Source organism: Rathayibacter sp. AY1E6 (assembly GCF_002931115.1).
GTDB lineage: Bacteria > Actinomycetota > Actinomycetes > Actinomycetales > Microbacteriaceae > Rathayibacter.
On record NZ_PSVK01000004.1, the window covers coordinates 118,980 to 135,757 of the forward strand.

Sequence of the window (16,778 nt, forward strand, 5' to 3'; positions counted from 1 at the left end):
GGGCTGAGGTGGTGGTCCCCTCGGGATCGAGGGGAGGTTCGTGGGGCCCTAGCGGGCGGTGAGTCCCGGGCGGTCCGGGTCGATGCGCGCGGCGCGGGCGGCGTCGGCCCAGGCGTCGGCGGCGGGGATCGTCTCGGCCGAGGAGCGCAGGAGCGCTTCGGCGAGGACGCGGGAGCGGTGCTGGCCGAAGCTCAGTCCGCGGTAGGAGGAGCGCTCGTCGGCCGGGTCCTCGGCGTAGGCGAGGCCGTCGGCGAGCCTCTCGGCGAAGGCCGAGACGGCGGTGCGGGGCGAGGGCCGGGCATCGAGCAGCGGAGTGATCCTCCGGGCGACGTCGTCGGCGGAGTCGGCGGGCAGGTAGACGACGAGGGCGTCGGAGCGGGGGAAGGCCCGCGGGTCCGAGAGCGCCTTGGCCTGGTGGCGGGCTCCGGAGGCGGCGAGCGCCTCCAGGAGCGGGCCCCACAGGGCGAGCGCGTCCTCCGCCGAGTCGGCGACGAGCGAGAGGCGCACGACCCGGTCGGCGGGATCGAGTCCCATCGGGCCGAGGGCGAGGAGGTAGCCGGGAGTGGTGCGGGTGCGCCAGCTCGGCAGCCGGACGCCGGCGACGGCCCCGTCGGCGGAGCGGACGAGATCGACCTCGGGCACGAGGACCCGGACGCGGCCCAGCTCGACGACCCGGCGCTCCTCCCCCTGCACGGTGGCGGAGCCGAGCACCCCGGAGGGAGCGGGCTGCAGGACCGTGCGGTGCGGGATCGCGTCGATCAGCCGGGGGGCGAGGTCCTGGCCGTCGCCTCCGGCGGTCTCGCCGAGCAGCGGGTTCCGGAGGTGCAGGTGGGTGTAGACGGTGGCGGCGAGTCGGGCCCGCAGCTCGATCGGCCCGGTGGCCTCGATCACGGTCCCGTCGACCTCGGCCCGCAGCCGGGCGGCGTCGACGCTGATCACGGCCTCGTCGAGGACGGAGCGGGTGGTGAGGGCGGTCATCGCGGGCTCCTGTCGAATCCGAGGGCGGTGGAGTAGGCGGAGGGGGCGAGCAGGACGCGGCGGCCGATGCCGGCGGCGGCCCGCTCGATCCCGGGGAGGCGGGAGACCATCGAGGCCCGGGCGAGGGTGCGGTCGACGAGGTGCCAGCCCAGGTGGGCGGTGGCGCGGACGGCGAGGGCGTCGTCCGCGCCGGCGGTCTCGGCGGCGTAGGCGAGCCACATCCGCCGGATCCTCGGGACCAGTGCCGCCATCCGCTCCGCGATGCGGGCGTCCGCGGCCGCGGTGTCGAAGGCGAGGGGAGGAGCGGAGGCGCCCTCCCGGGTGGTCACGGTGTCGAGCACCGCGCGGTGGATCCACTCCCCCGCCAGCGTGCCGAGGTCGCGGGCCGGATCCCCGATCCCGAACTCCTCCCAGTCGAGCAGCTGGAGGCGCCCGTCGCGGAGGTGGAACTGGTCGAGGCGGAGGTCGCCGTGGATCGGGGCCGTGCGGTTGCCGCTCTCCCACTCGCGGAGATCCTCCGTGGCCGAGACGAGCTGCTCGTCGTGCTGCAGGTCGCCCCAGAAGGCGAGCTCGGCGAGGGTGAGGTCGACGTAGCGGGTGTGCGGGATGCCGACGCGCAGCATCTCGACGGGAGGGCTGGGGTGCGAGGTCGCGGTGAGGCCCGCCACCGGGCCGGCGTGCAGCCGGGCCAGGAGCCGGCCGGCCTGTTCGGGGAAGTCCGCGGGGACGCGCTCCTCCACGAGCAGGAGGGCCAGGCTGGTGCCGGGGCAGTGCTCGAACACCAGCAGGGAGTCGTCCTCGTCGGCCGCCAGCAGGCGGGGTCCGGCCGGGGCGTGCTCGGGGCTCCGGGCGGCGAAGCCGGCGAAGTCCCTGGAGCGGCGGAAGGCCGCGGGGCCCGCCGTCCGGGGCGAGACGTGCTTGACGAAGACGCGGGCGCCGTCGTCGAGGGTCATCGTCCACGACGCGTTCCGGCCGGCGAAGGCGGGGCGGTCGATCGCGGCGACGCGGTGGCGTCCGCCGCCGAGCAGCCGCTCGGTCGAGGCCGCCGCCCGGAGGGCCGCCGGATCCGCGGGGCGGTGCCCGGGGGTCGCGGGGCGGAGCCCGGGAGTCGCGAGGAGAGTCACGATCGTGTCCTTCGGTCGGTCGAGCGGATCAGAAGAGGTAGGTGACGACGAGGTAGGCGCCGCCCGCTCCCCCGACGAGGAGGGCGGTGTTGACGAGCAGCTTCTTGAGGGGCGAGGGGCGGGTCGAGGCGGTGCGCGAGGTGGTCATGGTGGTGTCCTTCCGAGGGGTGGTGGTGGTGGATATCGGGAGCCGGGCCTAGGAGGCGTCGGCGGCCTTGAGGGAGGCGCGGAGCGAGACGCGGGAGCCGGTGCGGAGCGCGTTGTTGCGGTAGATGCGGACGACCAGGCGGAACAGCAGCGGCACCGTGATCGCGGCGACGACGGCGGCGATCACCATCTCGGGGGTGCCGACCGAGTCGAGGCCGAAGCGCATCGGCATCAGGTAGGAGGAGAAGAGGGGGACGAAGGAGAGCGCGTGCACCCAGGCCTCGTCGAGGTTCGCCGGCACCACGTAGAGCGCGATGATCAGCAGCGCCATCTGCACGACGGAGAGCGGCATGGCGGCGGTGCCCAGGTCCTCCTGCCTCGACACGGTCGAGGCGAGCAGGGTGCTGAGGAGCGCGAAGAGCACGTAGCCCTGCAGGAACCAGACGAGGAACCAGACCAGGCTCGGGCCGAGCTCGATCTCGAGGACCGACCACCCGCCGACCACGCTGAACCCGCCGACGACGGCGCCGCCGATCACGAGCAGCTGGGCCAGGGTCACCAGGCCGACGCCGATCATCTTCCCGGCGAGCAGCGGGGCGACGCCGATCTTCGTCAGCAGGATCTCGACGATCCGGGACGACTTCTCCTCGACCACCCCCGAGGCCAGACTCGACGAGGAGTAGACCATCGCGGCGAGCAGGGCGCTGATCATCGCGGTCGCGAACAGGATCCGGGTGTCGAGGACCACGGTCCCCGCCTCCCTCGTCGCGTCGACCAGGAACCAGCCGCCGATCCCGGCGCCGAGGCCGGCGATCGCGGCCAGCGCGAGGGTCGCGGTGAGGATCGTGCGGTTCCCGGTGCGGGTCAGGATCTCGCGGCGGACGATCGTCGCGGCTCCCCGGGCCGGCGTCGGAGGAGCGGAGCTCTCGGCGGTCCGGGCGTGGGCGGCGCGGGGGTGCGTGGTGGTCATCGTCCTGCTCCTTGGATCTCGAGGCGGCGCTCGGCCGCAGGGGTGGAGGCGGCGGTGAGCCGCTCGGACAGCAGCTCGGTCAGCGAGCGCTGCTCGGTGCGGATGCTCCGGAGGCCGCCGTGGCGGGTGAGGGTCGCGAGCACCTGCTCGGGGACGTCCCGGCCGCTGCCCTCGATCGAGACGAGCAGCGACTCCGGCTCACCGGGGACCGGCTCGGCCGACAGTCCCGGTGTGACGCCGAGCTCGGCGACGAGCAGGTCGTCCAGGGGGCGGGAGAACTGCAGCTGCCAGCGGCTGCGGCCGTCGTCCTGCAGCTCGGCCACCGCTCCGCTCGCGGTCACACGGCCGGAGTCGAGCACGCAGACGGTGTCGCAGAGGCGCTCGACCAGGTCGAGCTGGTGGGAGGAGAAGAGCACGCCGACGCCGCGGGCGGACTGCTGCCGGATCAGGCCGGCCATCGTCTCCACGGCGACCGGGTCGAGCCCCGAGAAGGGCTCGTCCAGCACCAGGAGCGACGGATCGCCCACCAGGGACACGGCCAGCTGCACGCGCTGCTGGTTGCCGAGCGAGAGGTCCTGCACCAGCGTGTCGGCCCGCTCGGCCAGGCCCAGCGCGTCGATCACCTCCTCGGCGGTCTCACGGGCTCCCCGGGCGTCGTGCCCCTCGAGCAGAGCGAAGTGGATCACCTGCTCGCGGACCCGCATCTGCGGGTAGAGGCCGCGCTCCTCCGGCATGTAGCCGATCGAGCGGCGGTCCTCGGCGGTGATCGGCGCGCCGTCCCAGGTGATGGTCCCCGTGTCGGGGGTGAGCAGGCCCAGGATCAGCCGCATCGTCGTGGTCTTGCCGGCGCCGTTGCCGCCGATGAAGCCGACGATCTCGCCGCGGCCCACGGACAGGTCCACGTCGTGCAGGACCCGGTGGCCGCCGAATGCACGGCTCACGCCGCTGAGCTGAAGCCCTCGCATGTCATCTCCTCGAAGTCGTTTCTCTTGACTCCTCAGACGCTACGGACGCTCTCGCGACGGGCTCCTGTACTTCGGTACAGCGCCGAGGTGGCCGAAAGTGCAGGTCCCGCATCACCGGACGTGCAGGTCCCGAGGCGGCCGCGCGTGCAGGTCCGGGGGCGGCCCGGGTGCGGGCCGCCTGCGTCCCGAGCACGACGGACGCCCCCGTGCTCGTCCGGTCGGCGACCGGAGCGCACAGGGGCGTCCGTGGAGGAGGAGGGGCGGGGTCAGGCCGTCGCGCAGCTCCCGTCGACCTCGCCGATGACGCCGTCCGTCACCGACACGACCGCGCAGTTCGGGTAGCCCCGCTGCGGCCGGTGCGCGGGGTCGAGCGCGCGGAGGATGCTCCCGAGCACCGCTCCGTGCGTCACGACCAGCACGTCCCCGTGCTCGGCCGCCGGCGCGAACCGCGCGATCGCGGCCTCCACGCGGGCGCGCACGGTGGCACCGCTGTCGGCCCGGCCGGAGGGGTCGTGGCGATGGATCGCGTCGAGCACCGAGTCGAGACCGGCGTCGGTCATCCGCGGCCAGTCGGCGGAGGCGGGCACGTAGGAGTAGCCGTGGTCGGCGAACACCGGCTCCCAGAGCGAGGCGTTCGGCTGCCCCTCGAAGGCGCCGAAGTGCCACTCGCGGAGCTCGACCATCGGCTCGGCCTCGAGCGACGGGTGCCCGGCGAGCGCCGCCGCCGCCGTGGTGCGGGTGCGGGTGAGGTCGCTCGTGAACGCCGCGACGAGCGGCACGCCGCGCATCCGCTCGCCGAGGGCCGCCGCCTGGCGCTCGCCGCGCTCGGTCAGCGGCGAGTCGCACCAGCCCTGCAGCTGGCCGGCGACGTTGAAGAGGGTCTCGGCGTGGCGGACGAGGTGGATCGTGCCGGTCACGGGCGCGCGCTAGCGGGCGTCGTCGGGCGGGCGGAGGTGGTGCGGTGCATGCGGTTCTCCGGGGTCAGCGCGCTACTCCGGAGCGGCGCGCGCGATGTGGAGGGCCAGGAAGGCGACCTCCTCGTTGGGCAGGGCGGCCTGGTACTCGGCCGCCACGAAGGAGCGCACGCGCTCGGCGGAGGCGATCGCGCGCGGGTAGCGGGCGCTGAGGCTGGTGAAGAGGAAGTCGTCCTCGCTCTCGAGCAGGCCGCCCGAGAAGAAGCGCTCGGCGAAGTACTGCAGGTGCGCCACGAAGCGGGCGGAGCGGAGGTCGTCGCGGTCGAGCGCGGCTCCGCTGGAGTGCTGGATGATCGCGGTCACCGAACGGATGAGCTGCACGATCCGGAGCGAGTCGATCCCGACCTTGCCGAGCTCCGCGTTGGCGAGGTGGAACGCGACGTTCGCGGCCTCGTCGGCGGGCAGCTCCACGTCCAGGCGCTCGCGCATCCGCTCGACCGCCCGCTCCCCCACCGCGTACTGCACGGGGTAGACCGTCCGCATCTCCCAGGCCAGCCGGTTGGCGACCGAGAGCCCGCGCCGCTGCCGCTCCACCGCGAAGTGCAGGTGGTCGGTGAGCGCGAGGTACACGTGCGGGTCGAGCTTCAGCCCCTGCTCCTCCGCGTCGGCGACGACCGCGCGGGTGAGCTCGACGAACTCCGGCGGGATCTGCGCCAGGAGCTCGACGAGGTTGCGCTGATCCGAGTCGTCCAGCGCCACGAACACCTGGTCGACGCTCGAGGGCTCGATCGCCTCGCCGGCCTTCGCTCCGAAGCCGATCCCCCTGCCCAGGAGCACGCGCTCGACGCCGCGCTCGTCGACGACGAGGACGACGCTCGAGTTGAGCACCTTCTTGATGGTCTGCATGCGTGTCTCCGTCGACGGCCGCGTCAGGGCTGGGGTGGGGGTGGCGGGGCCTCTGCCCGGAGAGCCGGACGGCGCCTCCGGGCAGAGGAGGATCATCCCAGATCCGCGCCGTTGGAGGCGATGACCTTCTGGTACCAGAAGAACGAGTCCTTCCGGTAGCGCTCGGTGCTGCCGTGGCCGAGGTCGTCCATGTCGACGTAGACGAACCCGTAGCGCTTCGAGATCTGCGAGCTGGAGGCGCTGATCAGGTCGATCGGCGCCCAGCTCACGTAGCCGAGCAGCTCCACGCCCTCGTCCACCGCCTGGATCATCTGCTCGAAGTGTGCGCGGAAGTAGTCGATCCGGTACGGGTCGTGGACCCGGCCGTCCTCGGTCAGCTCGTCGCGCATCCCGAGGCCGTTCTCGACGATGAACAGCGGCTTGCCGTAGCGGTCGTAGAGGTCGATCAGCGAGATCCGCAGGCCGACGGGGTCGATCTGCCAGCCCCACTCGCTCGACTCGAGGAACGGGTTCTTGACGCCGAGGACCGTGTTGCCGGGGGTGCGCTCGGCGTCAGGGCGCACCGACTCCGTCATCGACATGTAGTAGCTGAACGAGATGAAGTCGACCGGGTGCTCGCGCAGCAGCTCGGCGTCGCCCGACTCGAACGGGATCTCGACCCCGCGGCTCTCGAGCGCCCGCAGCGCCAGGCGCGGGTAGGCGCCGCCTGCCTGGACGTCGGTGCAGAGGTAGAGCATCCGCTCCTTCGCCTGCGTCGCCGCGACGTCGTCGGGGTGGCAGGTGTTGGGGTAGGTGGTCAGCATCGTGAGCATGCAGCCCATCCGCGACTCGGGCCACAGCTCCTTCAGCGTCCTCGTGACCGAGGCGGAGGCGACGAACTGGTGGTGCAGGGCCGTGTAGCAGGCCTGCTCCACGCTGCCCTCGACGGTCTCCTCGATGATCCCGCCCGAGGTGAACGGGTGGCGGATGATGCCGTCGATCTCGTTGAAGGTCAGCCACATGTCGACGAGGTGGCCGAAGCGCTTGAAGCAGGTGCGGGCGAAGCGCTCGAACAGCCCGATCGTGCGGCGGTCGACCCAGCCGTTGTGCTTCAGCGCGAGCGCGAGCGGCGGGTCGTAGTGCGAGAGCGTGACCAGCGGCTCGATCCCGAGGCGCCGCATCTCGGTGAAGAGGGCGAGGTAGTAGGCGATGCCCTCCTCGAGCGGCTCCGCCTCCTCCCCCGTCGGGTAGAGGCGGGTCCAGGCGATCGAGACGCGGAGGGTGGTGAAGCCCATCTCGGCGAACAGCGCGAGGTCGCCGGGGTAGCGGTGGTAGAAGTCGATGCCGCGGCGCTTGGGGTAGTACTCGGTGTCGTCGTCGGACATCGCCGCCGTGATGCTCTCCACCGTGTTGCGGTGGTGGATCGCGTACTCCTTCGGGTCCGCCTTCGGCTTGTAGGAGGCGACGTCGCTGACCGCCGGGCCGCGCCCGCCCTCGCGCCACGCGCCCTCGACCTGGTTGGCGGCGAGGGCGCCGCCCCATCGGAATCCGTCAGGAAGCGCCATCGGCGAGCTCCTTCTCTCTCTGCGTCACGGTCATGATCCGGTCGCCGGCGGTGATCCGCTCGGCGGCCTCGACGAGCACGGTGTACTCGGCGGAGTTGGTCACGAGCACCGGGGTCGTGGTGTCGTAGCCGGCCGCGGTGATCGCGGCCAGGTCGGCGGTGAGGAGCAGCTGCCCGGCCTCGACCCGGTCGCCGACCGCGACGTGCGCCTCGAACGGCGCGCCGTCCAGCTGCACCGTGTCGATGCCGACGTGGATGAGCACCTCGACGCCGTCCGCGCGGCGGAGCCCCACCGCGTGGCGGGAGGAGAGCAGCGCGATGACCTCGCCCGCGAACGGCGCCCGGACGGCTCCGTCGGTGGGGCAGATCGCCAGCCCCTCGCCGAGCACGCCGGCCGAGAACACGGGGTCCGGCACCTCCGAGAGGGGGATGACGGAGCCGGTGAGCGGCGCCTGCAGCGCGAGCGGGCTCCCGGCGTCGGCCGCCACGTCGCCGAGCGCCTGGACGCTGGCGGAGGCGTCGTCGCGCCAGATGACGAAGGAGACGACGAACGAGACGGCGACCGAGATCAGCAGGCCGATCACGGCGTTGAGCAGGTTCCAGGGGTTCAGCCCGTCGATGAACATCGAGATGCTCGCGACGCCGGGGCTGACCAGCGCGAACGCGGCGACCTGCGTGGCGCCGATGTAGGCGCCTCCGACCACGCTGCCCGTGATGACGGAGACGAGGGCGCGCTTGTTCTGCAGCGTGACGCCGTAGAGCGCCGGCTCGGTGATCCCGAAGAGGGCCGAGAGGCCGCCCGAGAAGGCGGTGGCGCGGAGGGTCGCGCTCTTGGTGCGCAGGGCGATCGCGAGGCTGGAGCCCGCCTCCGCCGCGTTGTGGGCGAGCGAGGAGGCGAGGTAGAAGGTGTCCTTGCCCGCGCTGGCCATCGTCGCGATGGTCGGCGGGATGAACGCCTTGTGCATGCCGACCGAGATGATCAGCGGGAGCACGCCGGCCAGCAGCGCGACGGCCACCCAGCCGAGCGCCCCGTAGAGGCCGATCATCGCGCCGGTGAGCATCGAGCCGAGCCAGTAGCCGAGGGGGCCGAGCAGGAAGATCGTGGCCGGAGCGACGATCACCAGGCACATCAGCGGCACGTAGAACGTGCGGATCGGGCCCCACGAGTGCTTCCTGAAGAAGCGCTCGACGACCGAGAGCAGCAGCACGGCCAGGATCGCCGGGAACACCTGCGCGTTGTAGGCGATGACCGGCACCGGGATGCCGAAGAGCGCGACGCCGCCCTCCTGGTTGAGCAGCGTCGTGAACGCCGGGAAGACCAGGACGCCGACGAGCCCGAGCGCGAGCGGCCGGTTCACGTCGAGCTTCTTCGCGCTCGTGTAGGCGACGAGCAGCGGCAGGAAGCCGAACACCGCGTCCGGGATGGCGGACAGCAGCTTGAAGTTGTCGGAGGCCGGGTCGAGCCAGCCCAGCGCCGAGGCGAGGACGAGGAACGACTTGAAGATGCCGGCGCCCGCGATGGCCGGGATGATCGGCGTGAACACGCTGACCACGAAGTCCATGATCGTCGCGCCGAGGCGCTTGAGGGACCGCGGCTGCTTCGCCTGCTCCGCGGATGCGGTGGTGCCGCCGCGCAGCTTCTCGACCGCCGCGTACATCTCGCTGACGCCGCTGCCGACGATGACCTGCGTCTGCGGGCCTGTGACGACGCCGATCACGCCGGGCACCGCCTTCAGCGCCTCGACGTCGGCCTTCGCGTCGTCCGCCAGCGCGAACCGCAGACGGGTCGAGCAGTGCTGCAGCTTCGCCACGTTGGCGGCGCCGCCGACGTGCTCGAGGATCGCCTTCGCGCTCTCCTGGGTACTCATCGGTACTCCTCCGGGTGTGGGGGGACGCGCGCTTCCCTGCGCTGTGCTGCCCGGCCGTCCGTCGCCGTCCCCGCCCCCTCCGGCACCGTCATCGGTGCTCCGGCGGAGCGTCAGGAGGCGTCCGGGCACAAAAAAAGGACCCGACGACGCTCAATACGCGTTTCGTCGGATCCTGCCTGCACGACCAGTCACATGTCCGGGAGCGAACGTAACACGGGGGTGGGTGGAGCGTCAAAGAGGGGGTTTGTAGGCGGGAGCGTCACTGAACTCGTCGGGACGCGACCGTCTCCGTGACGACCCGGACGACCTCGTCGGGGTCCTCGTGCTCCCAGAAACGAAGTGCGATCCAGCCTGCCTCTCGGAGTAATCGGTCGGTGTCGCGGTCCCGTTCGCGATTCCTCGTCACCTTCTCCGCCCAGAAGCCGGCGTTGGTCTTCGACACCGTGTGATGCACCGGGCAACCGTGCCAGAAGCAGCCGTCGACGAAGACCGCGATGCGCTGTCGGGGGAAGGCGACGTCCATGGTGCGCCGGGACGACCCAGGCACCTTGCGTTGGAGGCGGTACCTCAGTCCCGCGGCGTGGAGCGCCGATCGGATGCGGAGCTCCGCCTTGGTGTCTCGGCCGCGGTTGCTGCGCATCGAGCGCCGGACGCCGTCGCTCGAAGCCCAGGACATGATCCGAGCGTAAGAGGATCCACCGCCTCGGGCCTGCGGTGCCGCCGTTTTCAGTGCGTTTGTCACAGTACGTTTGTCACATGGAACGCGGCCCGATTCGAACCCTCGATCTGTTCGCCGGCGCGGGCGGCCTCACCGCAGGGTTCCACTCCGCCTCGTCCCGAATCGAGACGGTCGCGGCTGTCGAGTGGGACATCGCGGCCGCTGCGACCTTCGAGGCCAATTTCGGCAGGGGCAAGGCCTGGGCGGGAAGCATTCAGAGCTGGTTGGCCGACGCGCCGATGCCGACGGACATCGACATCGTCATCGGCGGTCCGCCCTGCCAGGGCTTTTCCACCCTCGGCAAGCAGGACGTCGAGGACGAGCGGAACGACCTCTGGAAGACCTACGCCGAGACGATCAGTCGCGTGCGGCCGAAGTACTTCGTCGTAGAGAACGTCGCCGCCTTCATGAAGTCGCCGCAGTTCCGCGAGTTCGAAGCGGCGGTACAGCCGGGAGAGGTCCTCGAGGACTACGCCTTCGAGTGCCGGATCCTGAACGCCGCCGACCACGGCGCTCCTCAGGCACGGAAGCGCGCCGTACTCATCGGTCACCGTCGCGATCTCGTCACGCCGGGCTTCCCCGAGCCCTCCCACCTCGGACGTCACCGGACCGTTCGCGACGCTCTGATGGCAGAGCACCGGATCTCCTTCGAGACCATCGATGAGAGAGACCTCCCCGAGCGGTCGATCGAGTTCGCGGGAAGACTGCTCAAGGGTCCGTATTCCGGTCTCGAACTGCACACCGGGAGGAATTACTCATCACTCTCCCTCCAGCGCTTCGCCCGGATCCCGCCCGGCGGTAATCGGTTCGACCTCCCTTACGAGCTGCAGGCGAACTGCTGGAGGAACCACCGCACAGGCTCGGCTGACGTGATGGGACGGCTGCACTGGGACAAGCCGGCCGTGACCATCAGGACCGAGTTCTTCAAGCCGGAGAAGGGCCGCTACCTGCACCCCGAAGCGATGCGGTCGATCTCCCTCTTCGAAGCGGCCGTCTTGCAGGGCTTCCCCACCGACTACCGATTCGTCGGGTCCCGGACGGCCATCGCGAAGCAGATCGGTAACGCCGTGCCCATCCCGCTCGGCGCTGCGATCGCGACTCACCTCATCGGCGCGTTGGACGGCGACGTCCTCGTCGCCGGTCCTCGCGAAGCGGATTCGATCTCACTTTTCTGAGGGTCGACTCGAATGCCGCTTCATCGAGCTGAACCGGTTCGACTTCGAGTTGCCCATGTCGGTGGGCCTCAATAGGCTGCACGAGCATCATCGTCCGACGAAGGATAAGTGGTCTCGATCAGCATCGACATGTTCTACGGAATGTTCGCCTCGTACGCGCGCCGGCACGGCGTCGAGGCCGCAGAAGAATCGATGTCAGGTGTATTGGACGCGGGCGTACTCGCCCAGCTCCGCGATCGGTTCGAAGCGGATAAGAAGAAAGTGGTGACGGGCGGACCGGTCATCATCGCCGCGGGCAAGGCGGACTGGTACCCGGGCCCCACCCCGGACGACAAGTTCTGGAGCGGTCTGTACGAGCAGTTCCGCTCGGAAGGCTGGAACGACGACCGCCTGATGAGCGTCAACAGCTCGTCGGACAAGGTCGTCGCTCACACCGAACGACCCGACAAGGCCGGCTGGGGTACCCGCGGTCTCGTGGTGGGCTACGTGCAGAGCGGCAAGACGACGAACTTCCTCGCCACGGCGGCGAAGATGGCCGATCTCGAGTACGGGCTCATCATCGTCCTCTCCGGTATCCACAACGCCCTCCGCAAGCAGACGCAGATGCGCTTGGAGGAAGCGCTCGCGCGGGTTCCGGCGAAGGACTGGTTCCGACTGACCGAGCTCGACCGCGACTTCCGACTCCCTCCGTTCGACGCTGCTGCGCTCCTCTCCGGGAACAAGACCGGAGTCGCGGTGGTGAAGAAGAACGCCTCCGTCCTGAGGAAGCTGAAGAAGTGGCTCGAGACGGACGGGGCCCGGACGGCGCTCCGGGAGCGCCCGATGCTCGTGATCGACGACGAGGCGGACCAGGCGTCCGTTGAGACGTCGACCATCAATCCGCTCATCACGGATCTGCTCGGCCTCGCCGCCAAGTCGACCTACATCGGCTACACCGCGACTCCCTTCGCCAATGTCTTCATCAACCCTTACGACAAGAGCGATCTGTACCCGCGGGACTTCATCCTCAGCCTGCCCAGGCCGGACGGCTACTTCGGACCCGAGAAGATCTTCGGTCGTGACACGGTGACGTCCGACCTGGCATCGACCGATCAGCCCGAAGACGGATACGACATGGTCCGGATCGTGCCGGACGACGACGTCGCGAAACTGCGGCCCGGCACCAAGGACGCCGCGACCTTCGTACCGGAGGTGACCGCCGAGTTCGCCGACGCGCTCGACTGGTTCTGGCTGGCGACGGCTGCCCGTCGAGCACGCGGCGACCGCGACCACAGCTCGATGCTGGTGCACACCACGGTCAAGACGTCGGTGCACGAGGCCTTCAAACCGGTCATCGAGCAGTACCGGGGCGCCACAGCGCTCGGTCTCGCCACTGAAGGGTCCGGGACGGAGGATCGACTGCGCGCACTCTGGGCGACGGAGAGCACGCGAGTGCCCCTCGAGGATCCTACGAAGTCCGTCTCGACGTTCGACGAGATCCTCCCGTTCCTGCGATCGAGCGTCGACGAGTCCCGGGTCGTCCTCGACAACTTCCGCAGCACCGACCGCCTCGACTACAACTCCCGGCCCTCGCAGGTCGTCATCGCCGTCGGTGGAAACACTCTCTCGCGCGGCCTGACCCTTGAAGGACTGGTCGTCAGCTTCTTCATTCGAGCCGCCAGCGCGTACGACACTCTGATGCAGATGGGGCGCTGGTTCGGCTACCGGACCGGCTACGAGGACCTGCCCCGGATCTGGATGACGGCGGAGCTGCAGGACAACTTCCGCCATCTCTCCCGGGTCGAGTACGAGATGCGCGACGACATCGACCGATTCCAGCGGGAGGACATCACGCCGGAACAGGCGGCTGTCCGTATCAGTACGCACCCGGCGCTGCGGATCACCGCGAAGATGGGGGCCGCCTCCCCTCGATTCGTGTCGTTCGAGGGGCGGCGCTTCCAGACGCGGTACTTCCGGAACCACGACCGGACGTGGCTGCAGAACAACCTCGACGCCGCGACCGCACTCCTCGACGCGTGCGGACGATCGGAACGACCTCTGGAGACCGGAGCGACAGGAGCGCGACTCTACCGTCACGTTCCGGTGGATCTGGTTCAGAGGTTCCTGTCGGACTACTCGGTGCACACGGAGTCGAAGGACGTCGATCCCGACCTCATGCGGCAGTACATCGAGAAGTGCACCACTGCTGAAGAGAAGAGCCTCGAGACGTGGTCCGTCGCGATCGTCGAGAGCCCGGAGGGTGAGCCCGTCCAGGTCGGGGATCTCGACGTGCACATGGTCACGCGCGGCCGGGTGAACGGGAAGGAGAGCTTCGAGGGGGCCGACATCAAGACCCTGATGAGCAAGGAGGACCGTGTCGCCGATCTCGGTCTGTCCCGTCAGGACGCGCGCAAGGCCAGTGAGGAGGACCTGATCCGGCTCAGAGACCTCGATCCCGTCGCCCGCGCGGAGGGTCTGCTCGTCCTCTATTTCATCGCTCCGAAGGGTGGGGCGCTGGGCGGCAGGGACGGACTCCGCCTGTCCATGGACGCCGAGGTCGTCCCGGTCGGTATCGGCGTCGTCTTCCCGGGCCAGCGTTCCCCTGAGCTCGTCGTCGCGGCGACGAAGGTCTCGGTCGATCTGTCGAACATGGAGATCGAGGAGCCCGACGATCGCGTCGAAGGCGTCGATGAGGACACCGAAGCGGAAACGACGGCGTGAGTCCGACGGGAACGACCGTCGGCGCCTGGGCGGTCCTCGTCCGTCCCTCGGGGAATCGGCTCGAGTCCTTCCCGATGAAGGACGTGGGTCCGAGAAGTGTCCGTCTCGGTGTGGACGGTGACGGTCGACGTCACCTCTTCGTCCCTCTCGTCATCGCACCTCAGTCGCTCCCGGGGGACGGGGACGCCGTTCGTTTCGCCGTTCGCCACCTGGCCTTCGGCGTCGACAGCGGAATCGTCCTGGACGTCGCGTGCGGCGACTCCTCCGTGCACGCGGAGTTCGACCTCCTCATCGAGGACGTCATCGCGAGCGTCGACGACCCGCGGTCAGCGGGCGCGGCGGCTCTCGAAGCGATCGACCGATGGCGGCGTCTTCTCGCCCTGGAGCGAGGGAAGCGGTTGTCGTTCATCGAGCAGATGGGGATCGCGGCGGAGTTCGCCGTTCTCGATCGGGCTCTGAGCATTGACGCGACCGTCGCGGACGCCTGGCGTGGGCCCTTCCGAGAACCGCACGACTTCGAGTTCCCCTCCGGCTGCGTCGAGGTCAAGGCCGTGGCGGACTCGGACTCCATCGAAGTCCACGGCCTCCGACAGTTGGCGAGGCACGACGGGCGAAGCCTGCACCTCCTTCTGATCGAGGTGTTCGAAGCGGAGGACGGTGCCACCGTCCTCGAGACCGCGGCGCGACTCCGCGAGGTTCACGACGTCGATCTCGACCGACCGCTCGCTCTACTCGGCTTGTCGACCGCGGTCGACGGTCCTCCACTGACTCGATTCCGGACGGGCTCCGTCATCGTGCTCGATGTCGAAGACACGACACCCCGACTCGTCCCCTTGCCCGGTAGTGCCGAGGAGGACTACTCCGACGTGAGTTATCGACTGCGGACCGCCGCGCTTCTTCCCTTCGCCTCGGCACGCGGTGTCGACGAACTCCTGCAGGAGGTCCTCCATGCCTGAATGGTGGTCCCAGCGCTTCGCGCCGGAAGGCTCGGCAGCGGCCGACGGCATCAAGAAGCAACTCGGTCAGCCCAGACTCGATCCCCTCACCGTCCTGGCGAGAGAAGCCGCTCAGAACAGTTGGGACGCTCGGGCCGGGCTCGAGGTCCGGTTCTCCATCGACATCTCCCGCCTCGGTGATCGTGCCGCTGTGTGGCAGGAGAACTTCGAGTCGAAGCTTCCGACGGAGAGCGGACTCTTCGAGAAGACCGAATGGACCCCCGACACTCTCGTCATGACGGTCAGCGATCGAGGGACCGTGGGACTCGGTGGTCCCGCGCGCGCTGATGCACGCGTCGAGGAGGACGAGCGCCCCGACTTCGTCCAGTTCCTCCGCAACGTGGGCGAGCCACGGAACCAGTCGCTGGGGGGCGGGACCTACGGTTTCGGCAAGGGCATCTACTACTCGGTCAGTCGGGCGAGCGCCATCCTGGTCGACACCCACGCGGTCGATCGCAAGGCCGGCCGGCGAGTCATGGGCGCAGCGATGACGCACAAGTGGATGGACGGGAACGACGTCTACACGGGCCGTCACTGGTGGGGCGACGTGGTGGACGGCGTGCCCGACCCGGTGACGGGGTTCGAAGCGGCGGACCTGTCCGCGCGACTGGGGCTGCCGGGATTCACCGAGGGCGAGCACGGGACGGACGTCGTCATCATCGACCCCGACCTGGGGATGTTCGACTCGGAACGACCGAGGACCGTCGATGAAGCGATCGCCTTCCTCCGTTCCTCCATGGTCTGGCACCTCTGGCCGAAGACGGTCCCCGCGCCGGAAGGAGTCCTCCTCCTCTCCACGAGTGTCGACGGGAAGCAGGAAGCGGTCCCTTCAGCCGATCGGATTCCGACGGTCGCACCCTTCGCGATGGCCCTCGAGAAGGCCCGTCGACTCGACGGCCACCGTTACACCCGCCAGCGAGCGCCGTTCGACGTGGGAACGATGGCACTGCAGCTGTCCCCGGCCGTTCCCTCCGAGGACGACGAGTTCGACGCGGCATGTCCGATCAGTGGGCCACGCCGTCACATCGCACGGATGCGCAGGGTCGAACTCGTCGTCGACTACTTCATCGGCGAAGAGCACCCCGACCCTCGATTCGGATACTCCGGTGTCTTCATCGGGTCCGAAGAGGCCGACGACGTCTTCGGTCGTGCCGAACCTCCGACTCATGACGCGTGGGTACCGGCCGGACTGCGCGGCACCGACCTCGGCGTCGTCAACAATCTGGGCGCATTCCTCCGGGGGGCGATCCAGAAGGAGACGGGACCGAAGAAGACGTTCAAGTCCTCCACAGAGACGGCGGGCCTCGGTCGACTGGCCGCCCGTCTCGGCTCCGTCACTCGCAGCTTCTCGGGGACGGGTGCCGGGTCCGACGGTCCCGTCGCGGACAAGCGCTCGGGAGGCGGCGGTGAAGGCGGCGGGGGCGGCGGCTCTCGGCGTCGGCGCGCGACGAAGCCGCGCATCGTCCAAGGTCCGAGTGTCGTGGTCGAGGACGGGATCGCTGTCCTGCGCGCGTTGGTCGAGGTCCCCCCGTCGGAGGACGAGCAGACCGTGGTCGCCTCGGCGCAGGTCGTCCTCGACGGCGGTGGCCTCGAAGACGACCCGCCCGAAGGCGCCGCAGCGCCCGACTTCGTCTGGCGTCGGCAGGAGGGCGACACCTCCGTCCTTCAGGGACCCGTGTTGTCGCCGCAGACGGATGCGGCGGATCGGTGGTGGCTCTCCGTGACGATCGTCGACGACGCCGCCCTGCGTCTCACTGTGGATTGGAAGAGCTGAC

General features: G+C 69.9%; 13 protein-coding genes. 4 read left to right on the forward strand and 9 right to left on the reverse strand.

What is annotated here, in order from left to right:
- Positions 1-48: 48 nt before the first annotated feature.
- The 9 genes from C5C46_RS05730 to C5C46_RS05770 form a co-directional block, all read right to left on the reverse strand.
- Positions 49-978, reverse strand: coding sequence for a T3SS effector HopA1 family protein (locus C5C46_RS05730; protein WP_104225969.1), 930 nt, complete (start codon positions 976-978; stop codon positions 49-51).
- Positions 975-2,102, reverse strand: coding sequence for a class V lanthionine synthetase subunit LxmK (gene lxmK / locus C5C46_RS05735; protein WP_258059357.1), 1,128 nt, complete (start codon positions 2,100-2,102; stop codon positions 975-977). Before lxmK ends, C5C46_RS05730 begins: the two co-directional genes overlap by 4 nt.
- 196 nt (positions 2,103-2,298) lie before the next feature.
- Positions 2,299-3,219, reverse strand: coding sequence for an ABC transporter permease (locus C5C46_RS05740; protein WP_104225970.1), 921 nt, complete (start codon positions 3,217-3,219; stop codon positions 2,299-2,301).
- Positions 3,216-4,160: an ABC transporter ATP-binding protein gene (locus C5C46_RS05745; protein ID WP_258059358.1), complete on the reverse strand. Its 945-nt coding sequence runs from the start codon at positions 4,158-4,160 to the stop codon at positions 3,216-3,218. Before C5C46_RS05745 ends, C5C46_RS05740 begins: the two co-directional genes overlap by 4 nt.
- A 290-nt stretch (positions 4,161-4,450) precedes the next feature.
- Positions 4,451-5,101 carry a histidine phosphatase family protein gene (locus tag C5C46_RS05750; RefSeq protein WP_104225972.1) on the reverse strand — a complete coding sequence of 217 codons (651 nt, stop codon included), beginning with the start codon at positions 5,099-5,101 and terminating at the stop codon, positions 4,451-4,453.
- Positions 5,102-5,173: 72 nt separating this feature from the next.
- A complete protein-coding gene (locus tag C5C46_RS05755) occupies positions 5,174-6,004 on the reverse strand; it encodes a PRD domain-containing protein (RefSeq protein ID WP_104225973.1) in 831 nt (276 codons plus the stop codon).
- A 92-nt stretch (positions 6,005-6,096) separates the two neighbouring features.
- Positions 6,097-7,548, reverse strand: a complete 1,452-nt coding sequence (locus C5C46_RS05760) for a glycoside hydrolase family 1 protein (protein WP_104225974.1) — start codon at positions 7,546-7,548, stop codon at positions 6,097-6,099.
- Complete coding sequence (locus C5C46_RS05765) at positions 7,535-9,415, reverse strand: beta-glucoside-specific PTS transporter subunit IIABC (protein ID WP_104225975.1); 1,881 nt, start codon at positions 9,413-9,415, stop codon at positions 7,535-7,537. The genes C5C46_RS05760 and C5C46_RS05765 overlap by 14 nt, the downstream gene beginning before the upstream one ends.
- A 259-nt stretch (positions 9,416-9,674) precedes the next feature.
- Complete coding sequence (locus C5C46_RS05770; RefSeq protein WP_258059359.1) at positions 9,675-10,157, reverse strand: very short patch repair endonuclease; 483 nt, start codon at positions 10,155-10,157, stop codon at positions 9,675-9,677.
- A 14-nt stretch (positions 10,158-10,171) separates the two neighbouring features.
- Between C5C46_RS05770 and C5C46_RS05775 the strand changes: the two genes are divergently transcribed.
- The 4 genes from C5C46_RS05775 (at position 10,172) to C5C46_RS05790 (ending at position 16,777) form a co-directional block, all read left to right on the forward strand.
- Positions 10,172-11,308 (forward strand): DNA cytosine methyltransferase, encoded by a 1,137-nt coding sequence (locus tag C5C46_RS05775; RefSeq protein ID WP_104226076.1) that lies wholly within the window; start codon positions 10,172-10,174, stop codon positions 11,306-11,308.
- 108 nt (positions 11,309-11,416) lie between these two features.
- Entirely contained in the window at positions 11,417-14,008 is a 2,592-nt protein-coding gene (locus C5C46_RS05780; RefSeq protein WP_104225977.1) for a Z1 domain-containing protein, read from the forward strand.
- A complete protein-coding gene (locus C5C46_RS05785) occupies positions 14,005-14,964 on the forward strand; it encodes a PD-(D/E)XK motif protein (protein WP_104225978.1) in 960 nt (319 codons plus the stop codon). The genes C5C46_RS05780 and C5C46_RS05785 overlap by 4 nt, the downstream gene beginning before the upstream one ends.
- Entirely contained in the window at positions 14,927-16,777 is a 1,851-nt protein-coding gene (locus tag C5C46_RS05790; protein WP_146078939.1) for a hypothetical protein, read from the forward strand. Before C5C46_RS05785 ends, C5C46_RS05790 begins: the two co-directional genes overlap by 38 nt.
- The last annotated feature ends 1 nt before the right edge of the window (position 16,778 follow it).